This window comes from Rhodococcus sp. S3, assembly GCF_058211795.1.
Map to the genome: position 1 here is coordinate 1,441,876 of NZ_CM177074.1, position 25,989 is coordinate 1,467,864.

At 64.6% G+C, this 25,989-nt stretch carries 20 protein-coding genes; 13 read left to right on the forward strand and 7 right to left on the reverse strand.

The window, feature by feature from the left end; translation table 11 throughout:
- Positions 1–40: 40 nt before the first annotated feature.
- Positions 41–973: an adenosine deaminase gene (locus tag AC0LPE_RS06805; protein ID WP_145692648.1), complete on the forward strand. Its 933-nt coding sequence runs from the start codon at positions 41–43 to the stop codon at positions 971–973.
- A 36-nt stretch (positions 974–1,009) separates the two neighbouring features.
- On the opposite strand, the gene AC0LPE_RS06810 is transcribed toward AC0LPE_RS06805, so the two are convergent.
- Positions 1,010–1,972: a phosphatidylserine/phosphatidylglycerophosphate/cardiolipin synthase family protein gene (locus AC0LPE_RS06810; protein WP_490605856.1), complete on the reverse strand. Its 963-nt coding sequence runs from the start codon at positions 1,970–1,972 to the stop codon at positions 1,010–1,012.
- A gap of 401 nt (positions 1,973–2,373) precedes the next feature.
- Here AC0LPE_RS06810 and AC0LPE_RS06815 point away from each other — a divergent pair, with 401 nt between their 5' ends.
- The gene (locus AC0LPE_RS06815) at positions 2,374–3,441 is read left to right on the forward strand and encodes an alpha/beta hydrolase (RefSeq protein ID WP_490605857.1); all 1,068 of its coding nucleotides are present in this window, start codon (positions 2,374–2,376) and stop codon (positions 3,439–3,441) included.
- Positions 3,442–3,631: 190 nt separating this feature from the next.
- Here the strand turns inward: AC0LPE_RS06815 and AC0LPE_RS06820 are convergent, their stop codons facing one another.
- The 3 genes from AC0LPE_RS06820 to AC0LPE_RS06830 form a co-directional block, all read right to left on the reverse strand.
- Positions 3,632–4,138 carry a hypothetical protein gene (locus AC0LPE_RS06820; protein ID WP_490605858.1) on the reverse strand — a complete coding sequence of 169 codons (507 nt, stop codon included), beginning with the start codon at positions 4,136–4,138 and terminating at the stop codon, positions 3,632–3,634.
- A gap of 451 nt (positions 4,139–4,589) precedes the next feature.
- Entirely contained in the window at positions 4,590–4,943 is a 354-nt protein-coding gene (locus AC0LPE_RS06825; RefSeq protein ID WP_147430456.1) for a hypothetical protein, read from the reverse strand.
- A gap of 172 nt (positions 4,944–5,115) precedes the next feature.
- Positions 5,116–5,262, reverse strand: coding sequence for a hypothetical protein (locus AC0LPE_RS06830; protein ID WP_024100472.1), 147 nt, complete (start codon positions 5,260–5,262; stop codon positions 5,116–5,118).
- A gap of 201 nt (positions 5,263–5,463) precedes the next feature.
- On the opposite strand from AC0LPE_RS06830, the gene AC0LPE_RS06835 reads away from it, so the two are divergent.
- From AC0LPE_RS06835 to AC0LPE_RS06865, 7 genes are all read left to right on the forward strand, one after another.
- Positions 5,464–5,646, forward strand: coding sequence for a hypothetical protein (locus tag AC0LPE_RS06835; protein ID WP_490605859.1), 183 nt, complete (start codon positions 5,464–5,466; stop codon positions 5,644–5,646).
- A 232-nt stretch (positions 5,647–5,878) separates the two neighbouring features.
- Positions 5,879–6,070: a hypothetical protein gene (locus tag AC0LPE_RS06840; RefSeq protein ID WP_041804457.1), complete on the forward strand. Its 192-nt coding sequence runs from the start codon at positions 5,879–5,881 to the stop codon at positions 6,068–6,070.
- A gap of 129 nt (positions 6,071–6,199) precedes the next feature.
- Positions 6,200–6,472, forward strand: a complete 273-nt coding sequence (locus AC0LPE_RS06845; RefSeq protein WP_450118333.1) for a hypothetical protein — start codon at positions 6,200–6,202, stop codon at positions 6,470–6,472.
- Between the two features lie 1,600 nt (positions 6,473–8,072).
- Positions 8,073–11,339 (forward strand): ATP-binding protein, encoded by a 3,267-nt coding sequence (locus AC0LPE_RS06850; RefSeq protein WP_490605860.1) that lies wholly within the window; start codon positions 8,073–8,075, stop codon positions 11,337–11,339.
- Positions 11,336–11,818, forward strand: a complete 483-nt coding sequence (locus AC0LPE_RS06855) for a DUF7680 family protein (protein ID WP_490605861.1) — start codon at positions 11,336–11,338, stop codon at positions 11,816–11,818. The genes AC0LPE_RS06850 and AC0LPE_RS06855 overlap by 4 nt, the downstream gene beginning before the upstream one ends.
- Positions 11,819–11,827: 9 nt before the next feature.
- Complete coding sequence (locus tag AC0LPE_RS06860) at positions 11,828–14,734, forward strand: DUF1156 domain-containing protein (RefSeq protein ID WP_490605862.1); 2,907 nt, start codon at positions 11,828–11,830, stop codon at positions 14,732–14,734.
- Between the two features lie 283 nt (positions 14,735–15,017).
- On the forward strand, positions 15,018–18,047 hold the full coding sequence (locus AC0LPE_RS06865; protein WP_490605863.1) for an SNF2-related protein: 3,030 nt from the start codon (positions 15,018–15,020) through the stop codon (positions 18,045–18,047).
- A 75-nt stretch (positions 18,048–18,122) separates the two neighbouring features.
- Here the strand turns inward: AC0LPE_RS06865 and AC0LPE_RS06870 are convergent, their stop codons facing one another.
- On the reverse strand, positions 18,123–18,614 hold the full coding sequence (locus AC0LPE_RS06870) for a hypothetical protein (RefSeq protein WP_024100481.1): 492 nt from the start codon (positions 18,612–18,614) through the stop codon (positions 18,123–18,125).
- Positions 18,615–19,307: 693 nt separating this feature from the next.
- Entirely contained in the window at positions 19,308–19,463 is a 156-nt protein-coding gene (locus AC0LPE_RS06875) for a hypothetical protein (protein WP_490605864.1), read from the reverse strand.
- Between AC0LPE_RS06875 and AC0LPE_RS06880 the strand changes: the two genes are divergently transcribed.
- The 4 genes from AC0LPE_RS06880 (at position 19,462) to AC0LPE_RS06895 (ending at position 22,718) form a co-directional block, all read left to right on the forward strand.
- Complete coding sequence (locus tag AC0LPE_RS06880; RefSeq protein WP_490605865.1) at positions 19,462–20,136, forward strand: NYN domain-containing protein; 675 nt, start codon at positions 19,462–19,464, stop codon at positions 20,134–20,136. The genes AC0LPE_RS06875 and AC0LPE_RS06880 overlap by 2 nt on opposite strands.
- Positions 20,133–20,978: a hypothetical protein gene (locus AC0LPE_RS06885; protein ID WP_490605866.1), complete on the forward strand. Its 846-nt coding sequence runs from the start codon at positions 20,133–20,135 to the stop codon at positions 20,976–20,978. The genes AC0LPE_RS06880 and AC0LPE_RS06885 overlap by 4 nt, the downstream gene beginning before the upstream one ends.
- Positions 20,979–21,085: 107 nt before the next feature.
- Positions 21,086–21,979 carry a hypothetical protein gene (locus AC0LPE_RS06890; protein WP_490605867.1) on the forward strand — a complete coding sequence of 298 codons (894 nt, stop codon included), beginning with the start codon at positions 21,086–21,088 and terminating at the stop codon, positions 21,977–21,979.
- A gap of 373 nt (positions 21,980–22,352) precedes the next feature.
- Positions 22,353–22,718 carry a hypothetical protein gene (locus AC0LPE_RS06895; RefSeq protein WP_490605868.1) on the forward strand — a complete coding sequence of 122 codons (366 nt, stop codon included), beginning with the start codon at positions 22,353–22,355 and terminating at the stop codon, positions 22,716–22,718.
- Positions 22,719–22,949: 231 nt separating this feature from the next.
- Here AC0LPE_RS06895 and AC0LPE_RS06900 read toward each other — a convergent pair whose 3' ends face one another.
- Positions 22,950–25,748: a DUF4365 domain-containing protein gene (locus tag AC0LPE_RS06900; protein ID WP_490605869.1), complete on the reverse strand. Its 2,799-nt coding sequence runs from the start codon at positions 25,746–25,748 to the stop codon at positions 22,950–22,952.
- Between the last annotated feature and the right edge of the window lie 241 nt (positions 25,749–25,989).

Here is a 25,989-nt window from a genome sequence, read left to right on the forward strand (position 1 = left end):
GACACTCGAGGGCAACCGAACGAGAGATGGCGAGGATCAGGTGACCGACGGATTCGCAGAACTGCACGTGCACATCGAGGGCACGCTCGAACCCGAACTGATCCTCGCCCTCGCCGAGCGGAACCGCGTCGAGCTGCCCTATCGCGATCTCGACGATCTGCGCAGGCGCTACCGGTTCACCGACCTGCAGTCGTTCCTCGACCTGTACTACGCGAACATGGAGGTCCTGCGCACCGCACAGGACTTCGCCGACCTCGCCCGCGCCTATTTCGCTCGTGCGGCGCGGGCGGGCGTCACCCGCGCGGAGTTCTTCTTCGATCCGCAGGCCCACACCTCACGCGGTGTCCCGCTGCCCGAGGTCGTGGCCGGGCTCTCCGACGCCGTCGCCGGGGCACACCGGGAGTTCGGGGTCGACGCGGCGATGATCGCGTCGATCGTGCGTGATCGTCCCGTGCCCGAAGCCCACGAGGTGTTCGGCGAACTGCTGCGCCTCGGCGCGCCGATCATCGCGCTCGGCCTCGACTCGGCGGAGGTGGGCCACCCGCCGTCGCTGTTCGAGGACGTCTTCGCGCGGGCACGGGCCGAAGGCCTCCACATCACGGCGCACGCGGGGGAGGAGGGACCTCCGGAATACGTGTGGCAGGCCCTCGATCTGCTCGGTGCCGAGCGCATCGACCACGGCATCCGCTCGCTCGAGGATCCCGAGCTCGTGGCGCGCCTGGTCGACGAGAGTATTCCGCTCACCGTCTGCCCGTTCTCGAATGTCCGCCTCCGCGTGGTGGATACGCTCGCCGACCATCCGCTGCGCCGCATGCTCGAGGCGGGCCTGTCGGTGAGCGTGCACTCGGACGATCCCGCCTATTTCGGCGGTTACGTCGACGACAACCTCGCGGGACTGAAGGACCAGCTCGGTCTCACCGACGCCGAACGGGATGTGCTCCGGCGCAATTCGTGGGACGCCGCCTTCCTCTGAGTCCGTCCGGGTGCCCGCGGGGTCGCATGCCCAATTTCAGGTTCTCGGGCCGGATCGTCTCCACAGAGCCAGCACCGCGGCGCGCAGGCTCGCGGAGATGATGCGGTGGTCGCGGTGCAGGCGCGGGTTCGAGTGACCGCGGTCGGTGAGGATGCACGTGGCGTCGGATATGGCGATGGGGTCGAGGTCGGCGCGGGCGCGTAACCGGTAGGCCAGGGCGTGGCGGGTGTGGGGGATGCGGTGCGGGCCGGTGTCGACGACGGCCGGCGGGTCCGGCCGGGTGTCGTCGTCGCTGATGCGGATCACGACGTCGCCGGGTTCGAGGCGGGTGCGGCGGTCGGGACCGGGGTTGTCCTCGCGGACCCAGTGGGTGCGGTAGCGCGGGTCCGGTCCACCGGTGCCGGGCGCAGGTGACGTCCGGTTGGTCTCGTCGTCGGTGGGTGTGTAGTCGTGAAGGTGTCGCAGGAACATCCGGTGTACGGGTGTGGGCAGGAAGTCGTGCTCGAGACGCGCGCGGCTGCCGATGCCGGCCAGGGGTACGACGCGGCCGATCTGCCAGATGGCGGTGGCGCTGTCGAGGAACACCTCATCGACTAGGGCGGTGTCTTCGAGCTGGTCGAGGAAGGCATGTGCTGCGGCGAGGGCGTCGGGGTCGTCGGTGATCAGCGCGGTTTCGTCGGCGATGGTGGAGGCGTGTGAGGCGCTGGCCGGGCCGACGATGACCTTCTCTGCGGTGACGATCAGGCCGGTGTGCAGGTTCGCAGTCGACAGTACCTGCACCCCGGCGTCGAGGAAGTGGGCGAGGGCGGTGGGGGAGGTGGCGTGTGCGCGCACCGCGGGGCGGGCGGCGTTGACGATCAGCTGGTCCCCGCTGCGCAGCGGCAGCAGGTCGGGCGCGGTGTGGTCGAGGTAGGCGATGGCCACGCGCCGGGGGCCGCGGCCGCGTAGAGCGGCGGTGATGGCCGGCCAGGGGTGCGGTGCGTGCAGGACGGTGTCCACAACCGGTCACCCTATCGGCCGGCACGTTCCGGATGGGCCGGATGGCAGCCGCGCCGAGGGTGTGTGTTTCCGGCGCCCGGCGGCGTGTCAGCCCAGGCCGGGGGACGTGTCATCAGTGCAGCTCAGAGCGCAGTGTCGCAGCGGCCCACATGATCTGACCGATCTCCGTGCTCCACACAGGCAGGCTGTTCGGATATCGCCGAAGTGCGGCCGGTGGTCAGGTTCTTGCGGGTTCGATGGCCCTGTGCCGGTGCCGGTGTCGGCTCTGCGTTGCGGTGTTGGGTAGCGTCGACGCGTCCGGAACATGAGGGGTCGGGACTATCTGGCTATTCGGGCCGGGGGTGAGGGTGAGGGGAGTCGACGTGCGAAGTCGAGCATCGATGGGGACGAGACGGGCGAGGATGCTCGCCGCGGCGGTGGCGGCGATGATGCTCGTGCCTCTGGGCGGTGGGGTGGCGTCGGCGCAGGACCGCGACGTCGATCCGATCGTGGCCTCGCAGGCTTTGCTCGCTGATCCGGTCGCCTCGAACGGCTCCCACATCGTCTCGAGTGAGATCGACGGCCAGTACCTGACGGTGCAGGTGTACTCGGCGGCGATGGACACGACCATCCCGGTGCGGGTGCAACGCCCCCATGATGCGTCCGAGCCGCGTCCGGTGCTGTATCTGGTCAACGGTGCCGGGGGTGGCACCGATTCGGCGACGTGGTGGGCCAACACCGATGTCGGCGAGTTCCTGACCGGTCAGAATGTCAATGTGGTCATGCCCCTCGGCGGGGCGTTCTCCTACTACACCGACTGGAAACGCGAGGACCCGAACCTCGGGATGAACAAGTGGCAGACGTTCTTCCTCGACGAACTCCCCCCGCTGATCGACGCCGCATTAGGCACCAATGGCGTGCAGGCCATCGCGGCGAACTCGATGACCGCCACGGCGGTGTTGCAGTACGCGATCGCCAGGCCCGGCTTCTATTCGGCGGTGGCCGGGTACAGCGGATGCGCGCAAACCTCGGATCCGATCGGCCGCGAGTTCGTCAAGTTGGTCGTCGAGACCTGGGGCGGCGGCGATGTGCGCAACATGTACGGCGAGGACGATGATCCGGCGTGGGTGGCCAATGACCCGGTGGTCAACGCCGAAGGGTTGCGCGGGACCCGTCTGTTCATCTCGGATGCGACGGGTTTGCCCGGTCCGCACGACACCCTGGGCAACGAGTTCACCATCGGGGAGCAGGACGCGCCTCTCGATCAGCAAGGGCTGGCGTTGGCCAATCAGGTCGTCGTCGGCGGGGTGATCGAAGCGGCCGTGCACTGGTGCACCACCAATTTGCAGACCCGCCTCAACGAGCTCGACATTCCCGCGACGTTCGATTTGCAGCCGGCCGGGACGCATTCGTGGGGTTACTGGCAGGACGCGTTCCACCGGTCCTGGCCGCTGCTGGCCGAGGAACTGGGGTTGCCGCAGCCGCAATGACCCAACCTTGCCGGTGACCGCTCACCGGGATCGTCAGGTACCCGGCACGACTGCATCCGCATGCGCCCGTCTGTGTCGTGATCGCGCGTGTACTGGAGTGCCCGGAACGGGTTCCCTTCATGCGGGGTGGGGACATGCCGTCCGGCCAGTTCAGCGCGTGTTATATGGCGGGGACGGACGCCCCGTTTTGTCAGACGGCGGGGTGATCGTCGTGGCCGGCGGACGTGGCGGCTGCGACGGCCGAAGGCTCGAAGGACAGGATCGCCAGACCCGACATCTTGAGTCGCGGACGGACCTCGTGGTGCCGGGGCTCGGCATCGGGGTGGGCCAGATCGCGCACCCGCACATCGAGGAAGCGGGCCAGCGCGACGGTCTGCTCCCAACTCGGATATTCGACACCCACTTCCCAGCGGTCGACCGCCGGCTCTTCGGCCAGACATGCGGTATCGACCTCGGGGCCGAAGTGTCCTCCCGCATTGAGCAATTCGGTGAGATAGAAGGGGACGAGCTTGCCGGCCCTCCACAGTTCGTACTCGTCCTCGCCGGGCTCGGCGAACGGTGCGGTGTCATGACAGGCGGTCAGGAGCCGTTGCGCATGCTCGAGTTCGTCCGGCGTCGCGGTGCCGATGCATCGGCCCATCCACGACTCGGTCGACGGTGTTGCACGGCGGCGCTTTCGGCGGAAGAACTCGAGCACGGTTTCTCCTTCGGTGCTGTTAGGGGAAGGTCTGGTTCGGGGAGGCGGACCCGGCGTCGTGGGCTGCATCCATGCCCTGTGGGAGGGGCGGCTCGCGCCCCTGTGCGGGGCGTGGGTTGCTCGGACGTGTGGATCACGGCGTTCACGGTAGCCGGGGTGTTCTCCAGCGGTGTCGGCGTTCTGTCCGCGTAGGTGTCGGGGCCGGTAGCCGGCGGGGTCGGTTGTGCGTCCGAGGGTGTCTCGGGCCCGGGTATCAGGGTGGATCGCGCGCTTTTCGCTCACCCGCTGAGCTCAACCTCGTGGGGACGTGTCGTTTATGCAGGTAGAGCGGTCGATGTGCAGTCACGGGTCGGCGCCGGTCGCGTACGCGTGTGCGCCAGCGCGGCTAGGTCGGCGAGCAGGATCGTGGTGACGATCCAGGCGAGGCCACACAACGCCGGGACTTCGACCGTCATCCGGCAGTGTCAGCCGGGGTGCCCATCAGCGCGGAGGTCAGCCGAATGGACAGCAGCCGTGCTTCCTCGGTCAGATAGACCGTGAACGGGGAGAGCCGGCGCATTTCCTCGCCGCGTTCGTCGTCGGTCAGGACGATGCGTGTGATCTCGTCGAGATCGCCGGTGTCGATGAGTTGTTCCCACAGGTCGATGTACCGGCCGTACATCGGATGTGCCCATTGCTCGCGGGTGGTGGCCAGCCGCGCCCGGATGGCGGGACTGTCGATCGGCAGGTTCTGTGCCTTGATCTTCAGCAGCAGCCCGGTGTGCACGAGCTTGCGCCGGACCATCGTCCTGGTCACCACGGCCACCTCCACGCTCCTTCCGCTCTCGCTCCGAGGCTATGTGGTCGACCCCGCGGGCCGGATAGATCCGCCCGGTGTGGGCGTCGGCGGCGGTGTACGTCTACCTCGTGCGGGACTGTCCGGGCCGGCGCCGGGGCCGGGGCCGGGACATGGCGGGTGGGTCCTGTTCTTCCGAAGGTCAGCGGCGGCGGTTGTCCAGTGTCGAGAGCAGGACGAACTTGGTGCCCATCAGATCGAACGCCGCGGCGCTGTCCCCGGCGATGAGGAGTTCGCGTTCGCGGGCGTGCAGCGCCGCGATGGCCTGTTCGAGTTCGTCGTCGGTCATCGCATCGGCTGTGTCCCCGATGGCCTGCTTCGTTGCGTCTACGCGGCCACGCTAGCCGGTGCCGGACGATCCGCCGGTATCGGGAACTGTGCTGCTGCTCGGCGCATCTCACTGAGTGACACCGGTGCGGCAAGGACACCGGGTCCACCACGGCCGGACGATCCGGCCGGGGTGCGTGTCGACAACAGGAGCAAACCAACAATGCGACGTTCGATCATCGCGCGGGGCTCTGGTCACGGCGGCCACGGGGGCGCCGTCGGCCTGACCGGTGCCGGGCTGGCCCAGGCCGCCACCGGAGGCGACTACGTCGACAGCGGCTGGACCGAGTCGACCATCGCTCTCGGCGTCGAGGGCCAGGTTCTGATGCTCGAGACCGGCAAGTAGACCGGCTCTTTCCTGCGGCGAAGTGCCGTGCCCGAGGGGTGCGCACGTACCTCCCGTCCGCGTGCCCGGCGATCGGGAACGTCAAAAGGATGGGCCGGCACGTGCCGCGGCACGGCACTTCGCCGCAGGCGCCCCCTCGCCGGCGTCTCACCGCAGCCGGCGGGTACGACCACGGCCCGCGCGTCGCGCGGTCGTGGCGGGTGGGTCGGTGGGATGTGCTGTGCTCGTGGCCATGCCAGCACCCCACAAGACCGAGGCCGAGGCCCGCGCCGCTGTCGCGCAGATGGAACCGATCATGGCCATCGAAGGCCGGCAGATGAGCGATCGGGACAAGGACCTGCTCGTCGATCTGATCCGCGGGGTGATCACCCCCAGCGAGGTCGCGGCCGTCATCGCCGGCGAGGCGGGCTACGAGCTCGACTGAGCCACCGCCCCTGCCGCTCTCACATCCACCGGTGTCGGTGCTGGTGTCTACGGTCGCCGGGCGCGCACAGCTCGCGCGTGCGGCCATAGAGGCAGTAGCCGCACCACGACAGGGGAGGGGGAGTGGTTGATGCTCGACGACGAGGACCGCGGCTATCGGGACGGCCGCCGCGCGGGGGCGCGGTTCGCGCGCAACCCGACACGCGAGCCGAAAGATCCGGCGATCCCGCGGTGGGTGAGCGATCCGCATGTCTACCTGCGCTTCTGGCAGGAAGGCTGGGTGCAGGGCATGTCCGATCCGGACGGCACCCGGCTGCGGCATCCCCCGCAGCCGATCCGAATCCACACCACCGCACCGACACCGTCCGCGACCGAGCAACCCCGCCCCATGAAGGAGAACTGAACCGTGCCGCGAAGTGTCATCGAAGACCGGCTGCGCACCGAGGTACTGAAGGCGATGCCGCTGCCGGACCTCGCCCTCGACGCCGTGGTGGCCGGCATTGTGCTGCTGACCGGTCAGAACACGACGCGGGGCGGGGGGGGTCCATCGACCTCGCCTGGGGACCGGAGAGCCCGAACCCGTGGGATGAGCACGGCCCCGGCTGGCTGTAGCCCCGTACTCAGATCCCGCGCCCATTGCGGAGGCACCGGTCGCGGCCGGTCCCCGCAGGACCGACCCGCCGGTACCCCGGCGGGATGTCCCTGCGCGCGATGCGGGGGCATGCCATCTACGCAGCTCACAGCACGTGTTCGGTGCCGCGCAGCGGGTCGGTCGGGCCTGTGGGCTGTGGCTGTGCGGGTCCACACGAATCTCGCGAGCAATACCAGCGTGCCGGCCAACAGGCCCTCACACGTGCCCCGATCCTCGGGTTCGCGCTGTCCGCGTGGGTGAATCCGGCGTGGTGCACAGTCCGGGACCCGTCACAGAAACCGGGTGGCGATCGCCGCTGCGACCTCGCCGGGGGCCTGCTCGGGGAGGAAGTGCCGTGCGTAGGGCAGCTCGACGACGTCGAGGTCGGTGAAGGCCGAGCGGATGTGGGGAAGGCAAGCTGCGGGACGGAAAGACGAGGTCGCGCATGCCCCACACGGCCAGCGTGGGTGTCGAGCCGAGCAGGGCGGGGACGTCCTGGGTGAGCCCGGCCAGCAGGGGTGGGCGGCGCGGATCTCCCGGGGCATGACTGTCAGGGCTTGTCGGGCCGAGGCGTCGGGTTGTAGATCCCACCGGACAGATCACGCTCAGAGCACCGGTGCGGGGCTGCACACCGCGCACCGACTCAATTACCACAGCGCCACGGGTACCGGCGCGCCGGGGCAACGTGCAGCCGCTGCCCATGACTGGGGACATGCCATCGATGCAGACAGCCGGACTGAATCTGCGCTGTGTCGCGCGCGGCGCATGAGGGGTCGGTCAAGAGAACTGCGCCAGCCGGACGGAGGGGCCGGTGTCGTGCCGGGTGGCGCAGACGAGCCGACCGGCAGGGACGAGACGTTCAACGGGACGGGATTCACCGTGTCAACCTGCCATTCCCGGGTTCCGGCACACCGACGGGCTGCGAGAGAGACAGTCCTGTGTCGGTACGGAAAGGGATCGATCCGACTGCCGTTGACACCAGGAACACGAAGATTCGCCGGGGTATGCCACATACAGGTGGCATAAGGCTGCTACCTTTCGTGCATGGATCGACTCGACAAAGCGCTCGCAGCTCACACTCGTGCGCAACGACGCGTGGAGGAAACACGCGATGAGTTGTATTCCGCGATCAGATCCGCATTGCGTGACGGGGCACGGCAGTCGGATCTGGTGCGCAGGACCGGATACACCCGCGAACACCTGCGCCGCATTGCACGAGAGGAACCCCAGGTTCCGGCCGGCGGGGTATGACCACTGGGCCCGGATCGCTCGACTCGAGAAAGCCCCACCGCCTATAGCGGCGGAACGACCTGTCCAGGCCGACCACGAGCCTTCGGACAGCACCAGAAGTGAAAGCAGGAAGTAGCGGAAGATGGCAGATTCCGACAATGCTGGGTTGGCAACGCTGCGAACGGTGTGCGTACCGCGAGAAGACGTGCTATCGGGAGGTTTGGCCGACAACCACTTCGCCGCCCAGCTCGACAAAGTCGTCCGCGACGCCTCCCACTACCCGGTCTACGGCGACCCCGACGCCTTCTTCGCCCAGACCTACCCGACGACTGGTCTGCGCACCCTGCTGACCAAGACGTTCGGCCGCGTCAGCGGCACCAAAGGTGTCGCTGCCGAGAACGGCGTGCTGCGACCGACAACCTCGTTCGGTGGCGGCAAGACCCACGGCCTGACCGCGGTCTACCACCTCGCCCGCGGCGCACGTCCGGCGAACATCGCCGACTTCGTCGATCCGGCGGTTCTACCTGACGGTCCGGTGCAGATCGCCGCCCTGGTCGGTGACGCACTCGATCCGGTCGCCGGCGTCGAAACCGGCGGCCACCGCACCTACACCCTGTGGGGCGAGATGGCCGCACAAATCGGCGACGGTGCCTTCGACGTGATGAAGGCCAGCGACGTCGAACGCACCGCACCCGGCACCGCCACGATCAAATCCGCGCTGGGCGGCCGACCGACGATCGTGATCATCGACGAGATCGCCAAGTACATCCGCCAGGTCACCTCCTCCGGCAGCGAAGACGTGCGCCGGATGGCCAAAGCGATTCCGGTGTTCCTGGGTAACCTCTTCGAGGTCGCCTCCGACCCCACCAACCAGGTGTCGGTCATCATCACCCTCGCCGCGGCCACCAACGCATTCGGGGAAGAAACCACCGAGATTACCGAACTGCTCGACGACGGCTCGTCCGCAGCGAGCGACGCCGTGGCCGAGACCGCCGATGTGCTCACCCGCGCTGTCCAACCGGCCGCGGTCATCAAACCCGCCGCCGACAACGAGATCGGCGAGATCCTCAAGACCCGTCTGTTCCAGAGCGTCGACCCGACTGCAGCCCGCGGCGCAGCAGACGCCTACCGAAACTTCTACGAAACCCTCGGCAAGACCGAAACACTGGCCGGCGGCCCGGAACAGCCAGTCACCTACGGCGACCAGGTCGCCGCAACGTATCCGTTCCACCCGGAGCTGGTGCGAGTACTCGACAAACGCCTCGGCGACATCCCCCAGTTTCAGCGCGCCCGCGGCGCGCTGAAACTGCTCGCCGAGGTCGTCGCCGGTATCTACCGCGACGGCAAGGACATCGCGATCATCAACGTCGGCGACATCGACTACTCCGACGCCCCGGTCCTCAACCACCTCACCGACGGCCTCGGCCGCGGCGAATTCGCCTCAGTGGCGATCGGTGACTTCGCCGGACCACAGTCCCACGCCGCCGCGGTCGACGCCGACATCTTCCCCGGCAAGCCGCACTACGCGACCCGCGTCGCCCGCACGGTGTTCACGCACTCGCTGGAGATGAAAACGAACACCGGCGCCGGCCGCAACGACTGGCTCATCGGCACCCTGCGCCCGGGCGAGGACGCAAATGTCTTCGAGAAGGCACTGACCGAGTCGGAGAAGGTGTTCTGGCATCTGTCCTTCGACGGGGCCAGGTGGCGATTCAACGTCGAACCCAACGTCAACGCCATCATCGAAGCCGAAAAACGCAACGTCGCCAACACCCGCGTCGCCGCGGTGGTCGACGAACTCGTCACCCGCGCCTTCACCAACGACGGCGGAGTCAACGCCGTGCACTTCCCGTCCGGACCGGTCGACATCGCCGACGAAGCGAAACTGCGCGTCGCCGTCCTCGACTATCGCGTGCTGTCGGTGAACTCGCGCAGCGCCGAATCCGCCCCGACGCTCGTGGTCGACATGTTCGACAAATCCGGGTCGGTGGGCTCCCCTCGCAAGTTCCGCAACGGTGTGGTCTTCGCGATCGCCGACACCGACCAGATCGACACCCTCAAAGACCGAGCCCGCGCGCTCATCGCCGCGGACAGTCTCGCCGCCGATACCCCCCGGTTGAGCCAGTTCAGCGCCGAGATCCGCAAGAAAATCGAGGCGTACCAGAAGCAGGCCTCACTCGAAGCTCGCATCGCTGTCAACCGCTGCTACAAGCACATCTACTATCCGGTCAACGACAAAGCCAACCACCATCTGCGGCACAAAGAACTTCCCCCGCAGGCACAAGGCGACACCAAGAACGCCACCACCGCGGTGATCACCCTGCTCAAGGACGAGCTCAAGATCCGCTCCGACTCGTTCACCGCCTCCTACCTGCGGTCGAAGACCTGGCAAAAGATCGAGTCCGTCACCACCGCCGACCTGGTCGACTACTTCTGGATCGACCACAGCGTGCCCATCGTCCAGAACGCCTCCCTGCTGCGGGAAGCTTTGACCAACGGCATCAAGAACGAAGGCTGGGTCTACTACGACGGCAGCACCGGCAAAGCCTTCACCGCCCACACCATGGCCGGCATGAACATCGCCTTCCGCAGCGACGCCGAGATCATGACCGCCGCCGAAGCCCAAAAACGGGGCCTGCTGGTCCGCAAACCCACCCAAGCCGACCTTCGGGCCGTGTTCACCGGCGACCGAATCACCGGAGCGGAACTTCGGACACGCCTGGAAGCCGAGTGCGGCGGCGAACCGTCGAAGAGCGACGTCCTCGAGGTGCTCGCAACAGCGGTCCAGGCCGGCGACTACAAGACGATCATCGTCGTCGACACCGAACCGGCTTCCGGTGTCCGGGCACTGTCACCGAGCGCCATCAAAGACAAAGGCCTCGACTCCCTGCACATCCTCACCCGCGAGGACGCTGACAATCTCGGCATCGAGATCCCCACCCGCACCGTGAACACCAAGACGTTCACTGCCACTGGGGCCGGAGGCACTGCGATCGACACCCTCATCGATCAGGTCTCGGACTTCACCATCCGCACCATCCGCCGACTGACTGTCAAGGTCACTGCCGACAGCGACAAAGGCACCAGCGATCTCGATCTCGCTGTCGCAGCGCTCGGGATGCTCCCCAAGTACGCGGTGACGGTCAAGAGCACCATCCGAGCCGAGTACAAGAACGTCCAGGGCGGCGTGCAGTTCAGCGGTACTGCCGAGCGCGCCGACTTCCAAAGTGCCTATGGCAACGTGAAGAAGGCACTGACCGGCGCCGCGAAGATCGCCGGAGACCTGACCCTCGACATCACCTTCGAGCCCCCAGTCGTGGTGGACAGCCCCGAGATCGAGCAGATCCGAACGGTGATCAAGAACCTGCAGCTTCAGCACACCCAGATGAGCGCGGAGGCAGCCCGATGACCGCACAAGCAAAGCGCACCGAGCGCACCCCTCATTTGACGGCCGTAGCGGCGACACGGGCCTTCCGGATCACCGTTGTTCCCGGCCGCGCAGATACCTTTGGTTTGGTTCTCGACGAAACCTACGGCGAGGATGACAGCGCCTTGTCCGCTCGGGTCACCAGTACCGGACCCGCTCAGGTCGGGCGGATCACCGACGCGGTGTTCGCCGCGGTCCGTGGTTCCGGGCATGCCCCGAGTGTCCTGGCGTTCACGCGGAAAAAGCCGATCCGAATCCACGAGGTCGAAGGCGTTCGGCTGGCGCTGATCCTGCTCACCACTGCGCCGATCACCAAACACGCACGCGTCCGGGAAATTGTCGCCGGCATCAACGCGATGAGCGTTGAGGAAACCTATTACTGGTACTCCAAGTGCATCGGAGCCGAGTTTTCCCGAGCTCGTAAAGCACTCCGAATCCTTCTCTCCGGCGACCGCGACTGAAAGACGAATATGACCAACACCAAACCCCGTGTCCTCATCGAAGACTGGCTCCCCGTCGCCGAACTTGGCATCGAATCCCGCCGCGAACGAGCAGCCTCATCCGCACTACCCCCGCTGTCGTATCTGCACATATGGTGGGCGCGCCGTCCCCTCGTGGCATCCGCTGCGGTTGTTCTCGGAGGAGTGCTGCCTCCATGGTCAGAGGAGCTCGCAGCTGCGTTCCCCGCTGCGCCACAAGTACAGTCAGTAAGCGCCTACCGGCGTTGGTTGTTGCACCTGGTAGGAATCCGTGGAGATGTCCTGGGAGCGCATGCAGAGAAAGAAGCCGCCGCGCTGGCCGGAATTCGGCTCAAGCATAACCCTTTCGGCTACAAACAAGCCTATCGGTATAATCCGGACGAATCCGACTTGCAAATTCTCCATCAGATCCTTGTCTGGACTTGGGGTGAGTTGCCAGTAATCGCGGATCCCACTGCTGGGGGTGGAAGCATCCCTTTCGCTTCGGCAAGGCTTGGGCTCCCAACTTTTGCGAACGACCTCAATGGTGTTGCAGCGTCTGTTCTGCACGCAAGTGTGGCCTTGCCAGCCAAGTTCGGAAGTGAACTCAACGCCCCGTTGAAAAAATGGGGCGGGATACTTGTGGACCGGGTGACCGAAGCGTTGGCACCGTATTTCCCTGCGCAACCTGGAGAAAAAATAGCTCGGTACATTTGGGTAAATGCGGTGCATTGCCCTCGTACGGGACGAATCGTCCCTCTTCTTCCGGACAAGTGGTTGAGGAAGGCGAAAGACCAGGAGTCTGCTGTGGTTCTCGTTTTCGAGGAGAACGGAATTCCCCTCGAAGAGCCTCGTATACGTGTAGTTTCTGGCAGAGGGGTCGATAAAGAAGACGCGGCACGGGGGACGATCCGGCGGGGGAGTGGAATCAGTCCGTACGATAACCTGGTTATCGACAGTGAATACATAAAGAGCGAAGCGCAATCCGGGCGAATGTATCAGATGCTGTACGCCGTATCTGTGGTGAAGCCGAACGGGGATACTGATTTTCGTGCTCCTACAGACGGGGATAGGGAGGCGTTGCGCGCCGCAAGTGAGCGCTTGCGGGAAGTGCGCGCGTTGTGGGAGGCGCAAGGAATCCTCCCGACCGAAGATTTCCCGGAGGGGAACGATATGCGCCCCCTCATGTACGGGATGAAAACGTGGGCGGACTTCTTTACAGACCGTCAACTGCTGGTTCATGGAACGTTCGGAGCGGAGTTCAGAGAAATTATTTCCGAGGTCCGTGAGGATCTTGGAAATGATTGTGCGAACGCTGTTCTTTTTGAGTTGGCGGCGATGCAGGGCAAGGCGCTCAACTGGAATAGTAGACTTTCCTCGTGGAACGTGAACTATCAGCGCATGCGTAGCGTATTCGATAGTCACAACTTTGCGATGAAATGGACATTTGCGGAGATGGAGGGGGCTCATGATATTTATGGATGGGCGTTAAGTCAAGCGCTGAAATCATATAGGGACCTATCCGCAATGTTTGCTGTGGGTGAATCCGAGACATTGACGTCGGGTGCTGGCAGGCGGAAAACTGCAGTGGAAGTTCGCCAAGGAAATGCCGCTGAACTTCCGTGGGCAACTGGATCTATTGCTCACGTCTGTATGGACCCTCCCTACTACGACAACGTAATGTACGCGGAACTCGCTGACTACTTCTATGTCTGGGAGAAGGGCACACTGGGCGCTCTAGTCCCAGAGTTCTTCAACGACGCGCTCACTGACAAAGAGAATGAGGCAGTCGCAAACCCTTCGCGTTTTGCGGCCATGGGGCGTCGAAGGAAGGAGCTGGCGGATCTCGACTATGAGTCGAAGATGACCGCAATCTTCACCGAAGCGCGTCGTGTATTGCGGGATGACGGTGTGTTATCGGTGATGTTCACCCACAAGCGGGCCGAGGCCTGGGACACCCTCGGTATGGGTCTACTCCAGGCTGGATTCACCATCGAGACCTCATGGCCAGTCAATACGGAGTTCGAGCACTCGCTGCATCAGGCGAACATGAACTCCGCGGCCTCGACGATCATGCTGGTGTGCCGCAAGCGCGATGACAATCGTGACCGGGGGCGTGTGTACCTCGACGACATCGAAAGTGAGATCCGCGACGCCGCGCGAACAGCAGCCCGGCGGTTCCAGCAGGACGGTATCGACGGTGTCGATCTGTTGCTGTCGACCTACGGTCCGACATTGTCGGTGATCTCGCGGAACTGGCCGGTGTACTCGTCGGTCCCGGATGACGAGGGCCGAGATAAGCTGCTTCGTCCCGAAGATGCCCTCGATCTGGCACGCGAGGAAGTTGTGCAGTTGCGGCGTGCCCGGCTGATCGGCAAGGCTGCTCACGTCGACGATGTGACCGATTTCGTGCTCATGGCATGGGACATCTTCGGGGCGCGTGAATTCCCCTACGACACTGCGCGGCTGCTTGCTCTTGCGGTCGGTGGTCTGGATGTGGAAGCCCTGGAACGAGCGAAGATCGTGAAGAAGAAGTCCGGTTCGGTGGAATTGCTCGCACCGGCCGATCGGCTGCGCCGCGACGTCGACAGTGAACTGCCGGGTGTGCGGCCGGAAGCAGCGAAGTTCGAGTACATGATCGATGCGGTCGACACCGCGCTGTACATCGCGGATGTGGACGGCATGCCGGCGGCGAAGCGGTTCCTCGACCGCCACGGATACACCTCCGATGGCGGGTTCCTCGCCACTGTGCAGGGTTTGGTCAACGCAATTCCACGGACGAAGGCGAAAGGCACCTGGGTCATCCCGGAGGCCGGGCTGCTCGATACCTTGTGCACCCTGTACTTCCCCACGGTCACACTCCCGGAAGCCGAAGATCTAGTGGCGGCCGCGGAGCAGGGATCGTTGTTCGAGGCCTGAACCGATGCCGCCTGCTGCACACGAAGCCTCGCTGTGGGGGCCGTCTGATACGGGGCGGCCCCACCAGCAGGCGCTGGATATTCCCGACGGGAACGACGGCGACTCGTTCCCGAGTCTGCCGATCCAAGCCCGGTACACACCGGACGATCGGCCATTGACGACCTTCTACATTCCGATGCTCTCGCGTGCGATCGCCTACGACCGGGCAGTGGGGTACTGGTCGGCGGCGGAACTACAGTTTGCTGCCCAGGGGACGGCCCACTTCTTGGCCAATGGGGGCAGGATGCGGCTCATCGTCGGCGCGCAACTGACCCGCTCCGACATCGACGCGGTGTTGTCCGGCACACCGCTGGACGAGGCGTTGGCTGCCCGGATGTTGGCCGATCCGGATCTGGAAGGCGCGAAGATCGTCGAAGACGCGCATCTGAGTGTCCTGGCGTGGATGGTGGCGCACGATCATCTGGAGATCCGGGTCGGCGTGCCCTGTGACGGGGATCGTCTGCTGACCTACGCCGAGTCCGGACGCTACTTCCACACCAAATACGGGGTGTTCACCGACCGCTACGGCCACAAGGTGGCCTTCACTGGATCCAACAACGCCTCCGGCCGGGCCTGGGTGGCCAATCACGAGACCTTCGATGTCTACCCGTCCTGGATGACCGCGGTGTGGGAGTGGAACGGTAAGACGGCCACCGATGACTTCGAGCAGCACTGGAACTCCAAACCCGACCAGGGATGGGCCGTGGTGCCGCTGCCGCAGGCCGTTCGCCAACGACTCATCGAGCACGCTCCGGACGCACAGCCCCTGCCCCCCTCCAGGGAGCAGGCCGACACCGACGCCGAGGTCGTCGTCGATGAGCCGCAGACGGTCAACGACGAACAGGCATGGGCACAGCTGGTCGAGCTCACTGCACGTCCGACCCGCTCTGCCTATGTGGGGGTCGGTACCGCACAGGTGGAACCGTTGCCGCATCAGGCGGTGCTGATCGACCGCGTGGTGCGCACCTATCCGCGTGGCTACCTGTTCGCCGACGAGGTCGGCCTCGGCAAGACGGTCGAAGCAGGCCTGGTCTTGCGGGAGTTGTTCCTGTCCGGCAAGGCCCGCACCGCGTTGCTTCTGGTTCCTGCCTCGGTGATGCGGCAGTGGCAGGAAGAGCTCCACGAGAAGATGAACCTCGATGTGCCGCGCTACGACAAAGGCGAGTTCGTCGACCGGCACGACCAACCGATACCCGTTGCACCCGGCACCAATCCGTGGTCGGCGTTTCCGATCGTGCTGGCGTCGAGCCACCTGGCACGTCGGCGGGACCGCCGCCGCGACATCCTCGCCGCCGGCCCATGGGATGTCGTGCTCGTCGACGAGGCACACCATGCCCGGCGTCGCGGCGCAAAACCGACCGACACCCCGAACTCGCTGCTTGCGTTGCTGCTGGAGATGCGCGAGAAGCAGATGTGGAAGGCGCTCTACCTCGCGTCGGCGACACCGATGCAGATGAACCCGCATGAGGCGTGGGACCTGATCTCCCTGCTCGGCCTGACGGGCCGGTGGGCGGAATCGGCCCACAACTTCCTCGAATACTTCGAGCGGCTCCGCGTCAGTGCGCAGGTGCGCAACTGGAAATTGCTGTGCACGATGCTCAACGACTATTTCGCCGACCCGGCCGCCGAGCGCGACACCCGGCTCGAAGCACAGGTCGACGAGGCACTCGGATTCGTCGACGCATACGCGGTCACCGCGCTGGCCGACAACCCGCCTTCGTCGGAGGCACGAGCACAGATGCCGAATGAGACGTCCGAATGGATGGATCGGTGGCTGCGCCGTCATACCCCGATGCGGGACCGGGTCTTCCGCAACACCCGATCGACACTGCGCGAATATCAGAACGCCGGGATCATCGCCGAGGACGTGATCATCCCGTATCGGCACGTCGACGATGTGTTCATCGAGCTCGCGCCGGCCGAGCGCCGGCTCTACGACCGGATCGAGCAATACATCCGCCGGCACTACAACGCGTACAAGAGCGATCAGTCCAGCCAGGCTCTCGGCTTCATCATGACCGTCTACCGCCGACGCTTGACGTCGTCGTTCGAAGCGATCAAGAAATCACTGACCCGCCGTCTCGACGTCCTCGAGAACGGTCTGAGCCTGGCCGAGTTGCTCGCCGACGACGACAACGCCGACGTCGAGGACGCGCTGTTCGACCCGGAAACCTTCGATGCATCCTCCGCGCTCCTGCACGGCGAGTTGCACGAGCTGCGCCTGTTCCTGGCGGAGCTGAACAAGATCACCGGTGAGGACACCAAAGCAACACGGTTGGTCACCGACGTGAACGAATCTCTGCTCACCTACGACAGCGTCGTGGTGTTCACGCAGTACACCGACACCATGGACTACATCCGCGAACGCCTCATCGCCGCCGGCATCACCAGGATCGGCTGCTACTCCGGGCGCGGCGGTCAGATCTACGACCCCGCCACCATCAGCTGGCAGGAGGTCAGCAAAGCCGAGATCAAGGAACGGTTCCGCAACCGGGACCTGACCGTGCTCATCGGCACCGATTCGATGAGCGAGGGCCTGAACCTGCAAACCTGCGGTCGGTTGATCAACTACGACATGCCGTGGAACCTCATGCGCGTCGAACAGCGCATCGGTCGCGTCGACCGGATCGGAGCCAGCTACGAGCACATCCAGGTCACCAACTATTTCTACGCCGACACCGTCGAGCAACGCGTCTACGAAGGCATCGCCGAAGACTACGGCGACTTCACCGACATCGTCGGTGACGCCGCCCCGGTCCTGGGCAACATCGAAAAGGCCATCGAACAACTCGCGTTGGGCGACGGCAGCGACGAAGCCGTCGCCGACCAGGTCGACGCACTCAAGGGCGAAGTGGAACAGCTCCACACTCGCGCGGTGCAGGTGACCGATCTCGGCACCGCCCCGGACTCGGCCGACGAGGTAGAACCTCCCCCCATGCTGCAGGGGGATCTCGGACTGTCCGATCTGGAACAGATCCTGACCACGAATCCGTTGACCGCACCATTGTTGGAGCCGGTCGAGGAGAAGCCCGGCGTGTACCGGCTCACCACGCCCACACCGGTACCCACCCATTCGTTCTCGAGCCAAGCCGGGACAACCTCTGCCGGCGCCTACCGCACCTCAGAGGGCCCTGAAGACACGCGCGCTGTGACCTTCGACCGCGACGTGAGTGACCACAGCACGGAAGACATTGCACTGCTCACCTATGGAACTCCAGAGCTGGAAGCGCTTCTTCCGAGAAGGATCGACACCCGGGCTGGCTCATTCGGTTAGACGGTATGAGGGGTTGGGGACCTCACCCACCTGCGGATGTGGGTCGGTGCGATGTGGGCACTTGCCGCGGGCGTACTAACGGTAGGTTCGGCCGGTCCACTCCGACGTTTCGCCTTCGTGTAGGACACCGACGATCGTCCTGGCCAGCTCGACCCAAGCCTGCGGTTCATACAGTGCATCCTCTGGATGTTCGCCTTCTTCCCCTGGCGCACCGCCGGGGACGTGCGCCCATCCGTCGATGGAGACTTCGGGCCAGGTGTAGGCCAGGAGCAGATCGGATCCATTGCTCCACGAGGCCCAACCATGCACCGGGGAACTCGAGCCGGCGGACAGTCCGCCTTCGTGTTCGGAGATGTCCTGGGACCAGGTGAGCCACGCGACACCCTCCCAGTCGAACGTGATGTCTTGTGCAGAGAATCCGTCTCCGGTGTCGAACATGAAGGTGAACGCGACCTGTCCTAGCTCGACCTTGTCGGGAAGACCGAGGGTGGCGGATCCTTCGTCGCCCGCGGCGGCGATAGCTTCCTCGAGTGCGATAGTGCGCCCGCTGGCGGCTCGCTTCGGCATTCTGTCCTCCGGAGTCGGGCTTTGCTCCACGGTATCGAGGACCGGCGTCCCAGTGCCAACGATCCGCCATCACGATCCGGGTTTGATGGTGATGGCGGAATCTCGAACTGGTGTGCGGCAACACCGGCCGAGCCAGATCGTCGATTGCGGCGGTCCGAATCTGGAGATGCTGTCGGACTTTCTGCGCCTGCTGGAGCGGGTCATCCAGGAGTCATCGTGGAGCGGGGAGGTCGATCTGTCGGATGTGGTGTGCTGGCCGGGGTGTGAGCCGTATTCGTGTCATCGCGGCCCCTCCCCTCACTGGCGGCAGCGTCCCATCTGTTAGCCGGAGAATGATTGGCCCGACGATATGACACGCCTCAGAACCCGGCTTTGGCGGTCGGCGTCCATTCGCGACACCTGCGGTCTCGAGCAACGCAGGGAGGCCAGCTTCTGATCCGAGAGAGCCTGCGGGTAGATCAGATATGGCCGCCATATCCGCCTCAGCCACGACTGTCACTCCAGTCGATGCAAAATCGTTATATTTCACTGTCGCAACGAGCATCCCCGCCCCTCTTTGCGGTCGGGCGGATGCTGCCGAGACGAGGCGCATCGGAGAGCATTGCCGCTGGTCGTCGAATTTTCTTTATATTTCCAGCTTTTTGGCGGCAAAGCCTACAAATAATCACCGTCCCCGCCTCGCTTCTATGCCTTCTATGAAGAAAATGGACCGCAAACAATCGTTTCATTGAAGTATTGCGGCGCAGTCGATTTCGCGCGTGCGGCCTGCCCCTCGGGTGCGCTAACGTCGTGTCTGCCGGCACCGAAACCACCAAATTCCGCAACACCATTCGGATCGAGGATCACCATGAGCATTTCCCCGTTGTCCCATCCTGTCCGCACCATCCGCCCCCAGCTGCGCCTGGTGCCCACCCCGGACCCGCAGGATCGGTCGATCGGATCCACCTCCGGTGTCCGGGACCGTGTCGATGTGTTCCTCGACATGGGGTACGTGATCCGTTCGGCACGTACAGCCTTCGGTTGGCGCGTGGGCTCTCGCACCCCCGATCCTCTCGCCACTGCCTGCGAGATCCTGGCGTTGCGCCACCGGTCCAGCGAACTCGGTACCGTGCACGTCTTCGACGGCCTCCACGACCCGGACCGCCGACCGCTCGACCACCACCGAATGCTCGCCTGGAAACACCAGGTCGAAGCTTCCGGCGAGGTGATCGTTCACCTGCGACCGCTGCAGTACCTGCCCGACGGCGGGTTCCGGCAGAAGGAAGTCGATACCAGTCTGGCGTTCGCCATGGACGATGCGGCCCGCTCCGGACGCACCGAGGCGATCGTGGCGTTCACCGGTGACCGGGACCTGCTTCCCGCAGCACGACGAGTGATCGCCGCCGATGTCCGCTTCGAGTCCGCATGCTGGGGGCAGCGCGGCGGGATCTTTTTGCCGGAGGAACGCACCTGGACGCATAGGCTCGGCCGAGCCGCCTACCAGCGCTGCACCGCCACGGGAGAATTCGGAGACGCCGCGTGAACATCTCGCACCGACCGGTGGGGGAGCTGCTCGACGCGTTCGTCGCGCAGCTCCCCCGCGCGCGCACCGCCGACCGCCGCATCGACCGCACCGCCCGCATCGTCGCCGCCACCGTCACCACCGTGCAGGCATCCTTCGACGTCCCGCTCGAGGCGCTGCGCAGCGAAGCACGTACCCGACTGGCCGGCCACACCGCGCCGCTGCTGCCCGAACCCGACCTGGAAGTCACCTGCAGCGCCGCCCTGTTCGGCCGGATCTGCACCACCGTGTCCGACGCCGCCGCCTTGATGACCCACTGCCACCACAGATCGACGTCGGCGGTCCTGACCGCCGCCGCGGCGGACCTGCGCACCTTGACCCGGCTGGCGACCTCCCCGCTCGTCGACGCCGGCAGCATGCTGGCCCTCGACTCGCTACGCGCCGAGAACATGCGCAGCGCTCACATCGCGCAGATCCTCGGCGTGGACACCGCACCCCCGACCCCACCGATCGAGTACCCGATGGTGGACTCCCGGCCCGGCAGCGGATGTTTCATCGTCGACGAGCTGATCCGGTCCGTACACGCAGCAGCTGATATCGAGGCCGGCCGACTGCCTGCCTCAGCGGTCGATGTGCACGCCGTTCCGGACCGGAGCGACTACCCCGACGATGAGCCCACCATCGTTGCCCAAGCATGCCTGGCCTTCGACCTGCTCACGCACGCCACCACCGTGCTGTGCGCGCAGCTGGCCGAGCTCTACTGCGACGACTGGTGGACCACCAGGGCAGAGGAGATCGCCGAGACCATCGACGCCATGAAAAAACAGGTGTGCCCCCGGGCTGTCCCTCCACTTCGAAACTGACCGCCCCGCTCCACCCCCTCGAGCGGTGACAGTAAATGTGCGATTCTCGTCGGTTGGATATGGCACGCTTTGTCCACTCCGGCGCACTGGTAGGAAAGGGAGTCGCCATGAGCAACGGGATTCACCACACCACTGCCGTGCGGCACCGAGAAGTCAACATCGTGATGAAGAAGGCCCAGGCAATCGCAGACCGATGTCGGACACTCGGGATCAAAGACAAGCGGCTACCGCAGATCGAGACAGCCATCGCGACGGCGAACGAGATGCAGTGCTCGCGTAACCGGGAGATTCTGCGCCCACGCGCATTCCGCCATGCTGTGGTCGCGCTCAACCTCGCCGAGGAACTCGAGGATCACCTCGGGATCTCCGCGTCTTCGAGCTACGCTGCCAGCGAATTGGTCGGGCTGATCAGCCGCACACTGCGCATCGAGGTGCCATCGGACCAGCTGTCTGTTCAGGCGCGTGTACGCCTCGATGAACGGAATGCTGCACTACTGCAAGCGCAGCGAGGCACGCTAGGCGACTCGGACCCACGCCAGCGACGGCGGGCGATTCGGGCGGCGCGCTACGCGCTGGCTATCACCCACGAGCTGCGAGAAGACGGGATACGCCCCGCATCGGCCAGCACGCCGAACACGTCGGCCTCTGTGGACGCATCACGAGCTTCTTCGGGTGAACCGCAACGCGGGAAACCTCAGAAGCAAAACCCGCAGAGGAAATCGAAGAACGTTCACCGCGGCTCGCGTAGCACGAACCATACTGGTCGGGGCATGGAGGCTGCAGGGCGCCGCAAAAGGGCGCGCACCGCCGACATGCAACACGACACATTCGGGCTTCGAGCCGGGGAAGTAGAACGTCTGCGGAAGAATGCACGCGAGCAGCTGCCTGCCGCAGCGCCGGTCTCGGGTGCTGTTCACCGTAATCCGCGGGCGGTCAAGGCTGCGAACGGTGTCGGCCGTGTGGTCTCCGGAGGGCTCCCTGGGACCGCGAAAGGACATTAACCCTCAACCGCCCGAATGCTGCAACGATGACGAGAACCCGCCGACACTACATAGCCGAACATGAGCTGCACGTCGAAGGTGTATCGATCTCGGGTGGCTGGTCTAGAGGTCACACCTTCGCCCGTCTATCAACCCACTGTTCGACGGAGGAGTCAAGGCACCCCTTCCTTGCGGTTTTGCAGTGTGCCTACCTAGTGGTCGGCATCGTCGTGCACGTCTACAATTTGGGTCAACTGTCTGTTGGTCTGAGCGATGTAGGCGAGGCCATGTATGGGCTCAAAAAATGGATCGAACTATAGACTGCCGCGGATAACCTGCGGTTACCGGTCGTATTACCCGGAAAATGATTTGCTGTCTCCAAGGGGCAACTATTATGTCTGCCGCCCTCGATGCTGCAGTCCGCGAGTTCGCTCGCAAGGGCTGGCGAGTCACCACCGTCAGCCGTACTTGCAAGATTGCCAGGCACTGCGAGACCCATAAAGCTCCGCTGATCAGTCGGAAGTACAATCCGGCCAGTGTCATGCTTACCGAGGTGTCGCCGGGCCGGATCGAGATCGAGATGCTCGACAAGTTGAGCTTTCCGCCGGAGTGGTATGGCAAGTACCTACGCCTGTCGAGGAGAGCACGAAAGGCGGCCGAGCGGGCGGCCGGTGTTGTCGACTCGACCACGCGTCGCAACCTCACCCCGCCGGATAATCCTCGCCCGAAGTGGTCGAACGGGTATGGCCTGCTGAGGTGATGGCCTGGCCTGCGGGAGACGGCGGCACGGGTATCCCGCTACCGGTGTGAGAGCGCTTCGTGTGAGCAGAATATATTGCAGCACAGAACCGGTCGGCTCGCGCGTCCCGGTGGGTCGGCTATCGGACGATGCGCCCGGAGCATTCTGCGCTATTGATGGTCCCCCGCGTCAGCGGACTCGACCGCTTCGGCGCCACCGCTGTGCTTCTGGGTTCAACTGGTGCCACTGCGATCAGTGGGCGGTTTGCATTTCCTCCGCCTCGTACTTGGCGACGTAGCGTCGGACTTGAGCCGAGATGTGGTTGCGCAATTGTTCTACCAGGCGATCGCCAGGCTCGGATCGTGGAGCGTCACGTAGGGCTATAGCGGCCATGCGAGCGGTGAGGGTTCCGTGATCGTCCAGGAGTCGTTCCAGTAGTGCCGAAAGCCGTGGGTCGTCGTGCTGGGAGGCGGCGAAGGTGAGCTGATTGACCACGATCGCGCGTATCCAGGGGTCTTTGTCGCGGGAGAGCGCCCACAATGTGTCGACGGCTCTGTCGAGTCCTCGGGCGGCGATGATTTTGATGGCAGCTTCCTTGTGTTCGCGGGTGGGGCCGCACATCAACTCCCGCAGTTCAGTGTCGGTGATGGAGTCGGGATCGATCGCGGCGAGGGCACCGCCGGCAAGGCCACGCACGTCCTCCTTGACCGGATGGTCTGAGACGCCGGTGAGCATCAGGGTTCGAAGTGGGCCGACCAGAATTACGCGTATGTCGTTGGGGATGTGGTCGGCGAGGCGTCGTAGATGGGTCAGCATTCCGCTGAGATAGGTCATCCAGGTCGGGGCGCTGAAGGTCAGAAGCTTGCGGACGGGTTCCCATCGGGCGTGGTCGCGGTGCCATACGTTGATCAGGACCAGGGTGGCGCCGATATCGGGGGCGGAGATGCGGAATGTTCCCCGTCCCATGTCCGTGATCATGCTGTCGATACGACGTTCGAGATGGTCACAAAGCCCGTCGACGGTCTCGGAGTCGAGATCGCGCACGTCTCCGAACGACTCGAGAGCATCGAGGTTCCCTTCACGAATTTCGGCGCGAAGCCGGTCGCGGTGGGAGGGGCTGCCTTCGGCCACGACCGTGGAGATGGCATGGCGGAGCTCGGAATCGTCGTTGTCTCGGGCAGCAAGTGCTACGTGATCGTCCGGGGTCCACGCTGTGGAGGGGATCGCCTTTACGATCCGAGCCCAGTCATGTCCCCACCCCACGTCTCCATTCGAGGACAGAGACAGAATATGGTCGATCAGCTCCCGCAGAGTGGTGTCGGACAGTACCGGCACAAGGCGTGTCAAAGTCTCGAGCAGTGCATGGTCTGCGGAGAAGATGGGTTGAAAGCGCTCGACGAAACCGTCGAGATCGGCGAGGTTCGACAGGATCCATCGGCACGTTCGATCCGCGGTGTCGTGGTCGAGTACATCGGCCGCCTCGGCGAGGAGCTTGAGATCAGCAGGAAGTGATGTCCGGGTCGACGTGTTGAGGTCGACCTCGGCGGCGGCGTCCTGTGCGGCAGACGCGGGACCGGCATCGAGAAGTCTCTTGACGGCGAGTTCGAGCGCTTTGCTATCGCCCGCGCGGCATAGCGCTGTCAGCGCTGTGGTGGTCTTGCCTGCATCTGACGAAGCCGCTTCGAAGGTGAGGATGTGCTTGGCCAGAAGCGCAGAGGCATGACGCCAGGCGGAATGCTCGGCCGCGATGCCTGCGATCAGGCTGGCCGCGCGTAGCCGGAACCATGTCTCACCGTCGCCGTGTATGGCGGCGGTGTGTGTCGTCCAGTTGCGGAAGTGGTCGTCGAAGTGTTGCTGAAGCCCGGAGGAGATCTCTTGGCTGCGCCACCACGCGGCGAGTGTGTCGCGGCCGGCGATCACTTTCGATAGGTCGCTGCGCCACCCGCTGACGTTGAAAATGATGTCGGTGCCGGCACCGGCGATTGCGGTGGCGGTTGGGTCGTTGGGTTCGAGGGTGCGCAGGCGCTGCACTTCGATCGCGAGCTTGCTGGCTTGGTCGAGTTCTCCGAGTTCGGTGAGGCAGCGTGCCTTGTGCACGAGCAGCCAGTAGCGGTCGGCGGGGGTGTAGTAGTCGTCGGCGGTGTCGAGTGCCTGCTCGATGATGACCAAGCCTGCTCGAGGATCTTGATTTTCGACGTGTAGTGCGCAGACGATTGCGCTGGCTGCGGCCCGCTCGTGTGGCTTGGACGTTGCCTCGATGAGGTTTCGGACCGCATCGATGTCCTTGCCGTCGACGAGCACGTCGTACAAAGCCGCATACAGACGCCACAGCCATTCGGATGAGGTCCGGCAGGTATCGAGGTCGGGAACGGCGGCTTCCCGACCCGGGAGAGGAGGTTGAAGGGGGCGAAGTCGCATCTTGACGAGCAGAGCGATGGCTTCGAACGGGGTAGCCTTGTTCACCCCGAGATTAGGGTGAGGCGCGACCAACCGCGGCGTGAGTAAGGCATAGCGGAGCCGATTGACACGCCCGATAGGTGTGTGGCTGTTCCAGGCGCTGCCTTCCCAGATTGACGCCGGTCGTCCACTGGCAGCGACGTCCATCAAAGCATCGACGTGGTCCAGGTCGATGGTCGAGTCCTTCGGTACAAGGATCTTCATTCCTAGTCCGGTGGACTGGATCGAGTCGGCGGTGACGTGCACCCAGTAAGAGGTCTCGGTGTCTTCGTCGTGGAGGATCAGGATGGTGGGCAGCACGTGGTCACGCCAATATGGCAGGTGCTCGCCCTTGGTGTCTTCGAACCACCATCCCATGATTTCTCCGGTGTGGTCCTTCTTGGGGTTGAACTGCGAAGGGCCTGTCTTGACTTGCGCTGCGATCATGAGGCCGTAATCGAAGAGGCCGTCGTCGCGAGCCTCGATGAGAAGGTCGATACCGAGCTCTCCCTGGGAGGTCCTGTATGGCTGCCATCCCATCTTGGTGAGCTGATAGTCCACTGCAGCCATACCGGCATTGCCGGTGCGTTCGTTCTGGTTCGCCCTCCTGGCCACGGCTCTTCCTTCGCTGCTGATCCACCGTAAGGTCATCGTCGTGTGTTGTTGACAGCATCGACGAGATCCACATTAGGGGCCACTACCGACAGCAACGATGAGTGATTGAGCGAAGATCGCGGCTGGAAGTATCGGCGACTCCGCATGCTTTTGGCAGCGGCTCAATGCGCGCGGTGGTGATCGGAGTGGACCGAGGTGGCGACCCGTAGCGTCGTGGTGAACGTTCCAGACCCTGCCATGT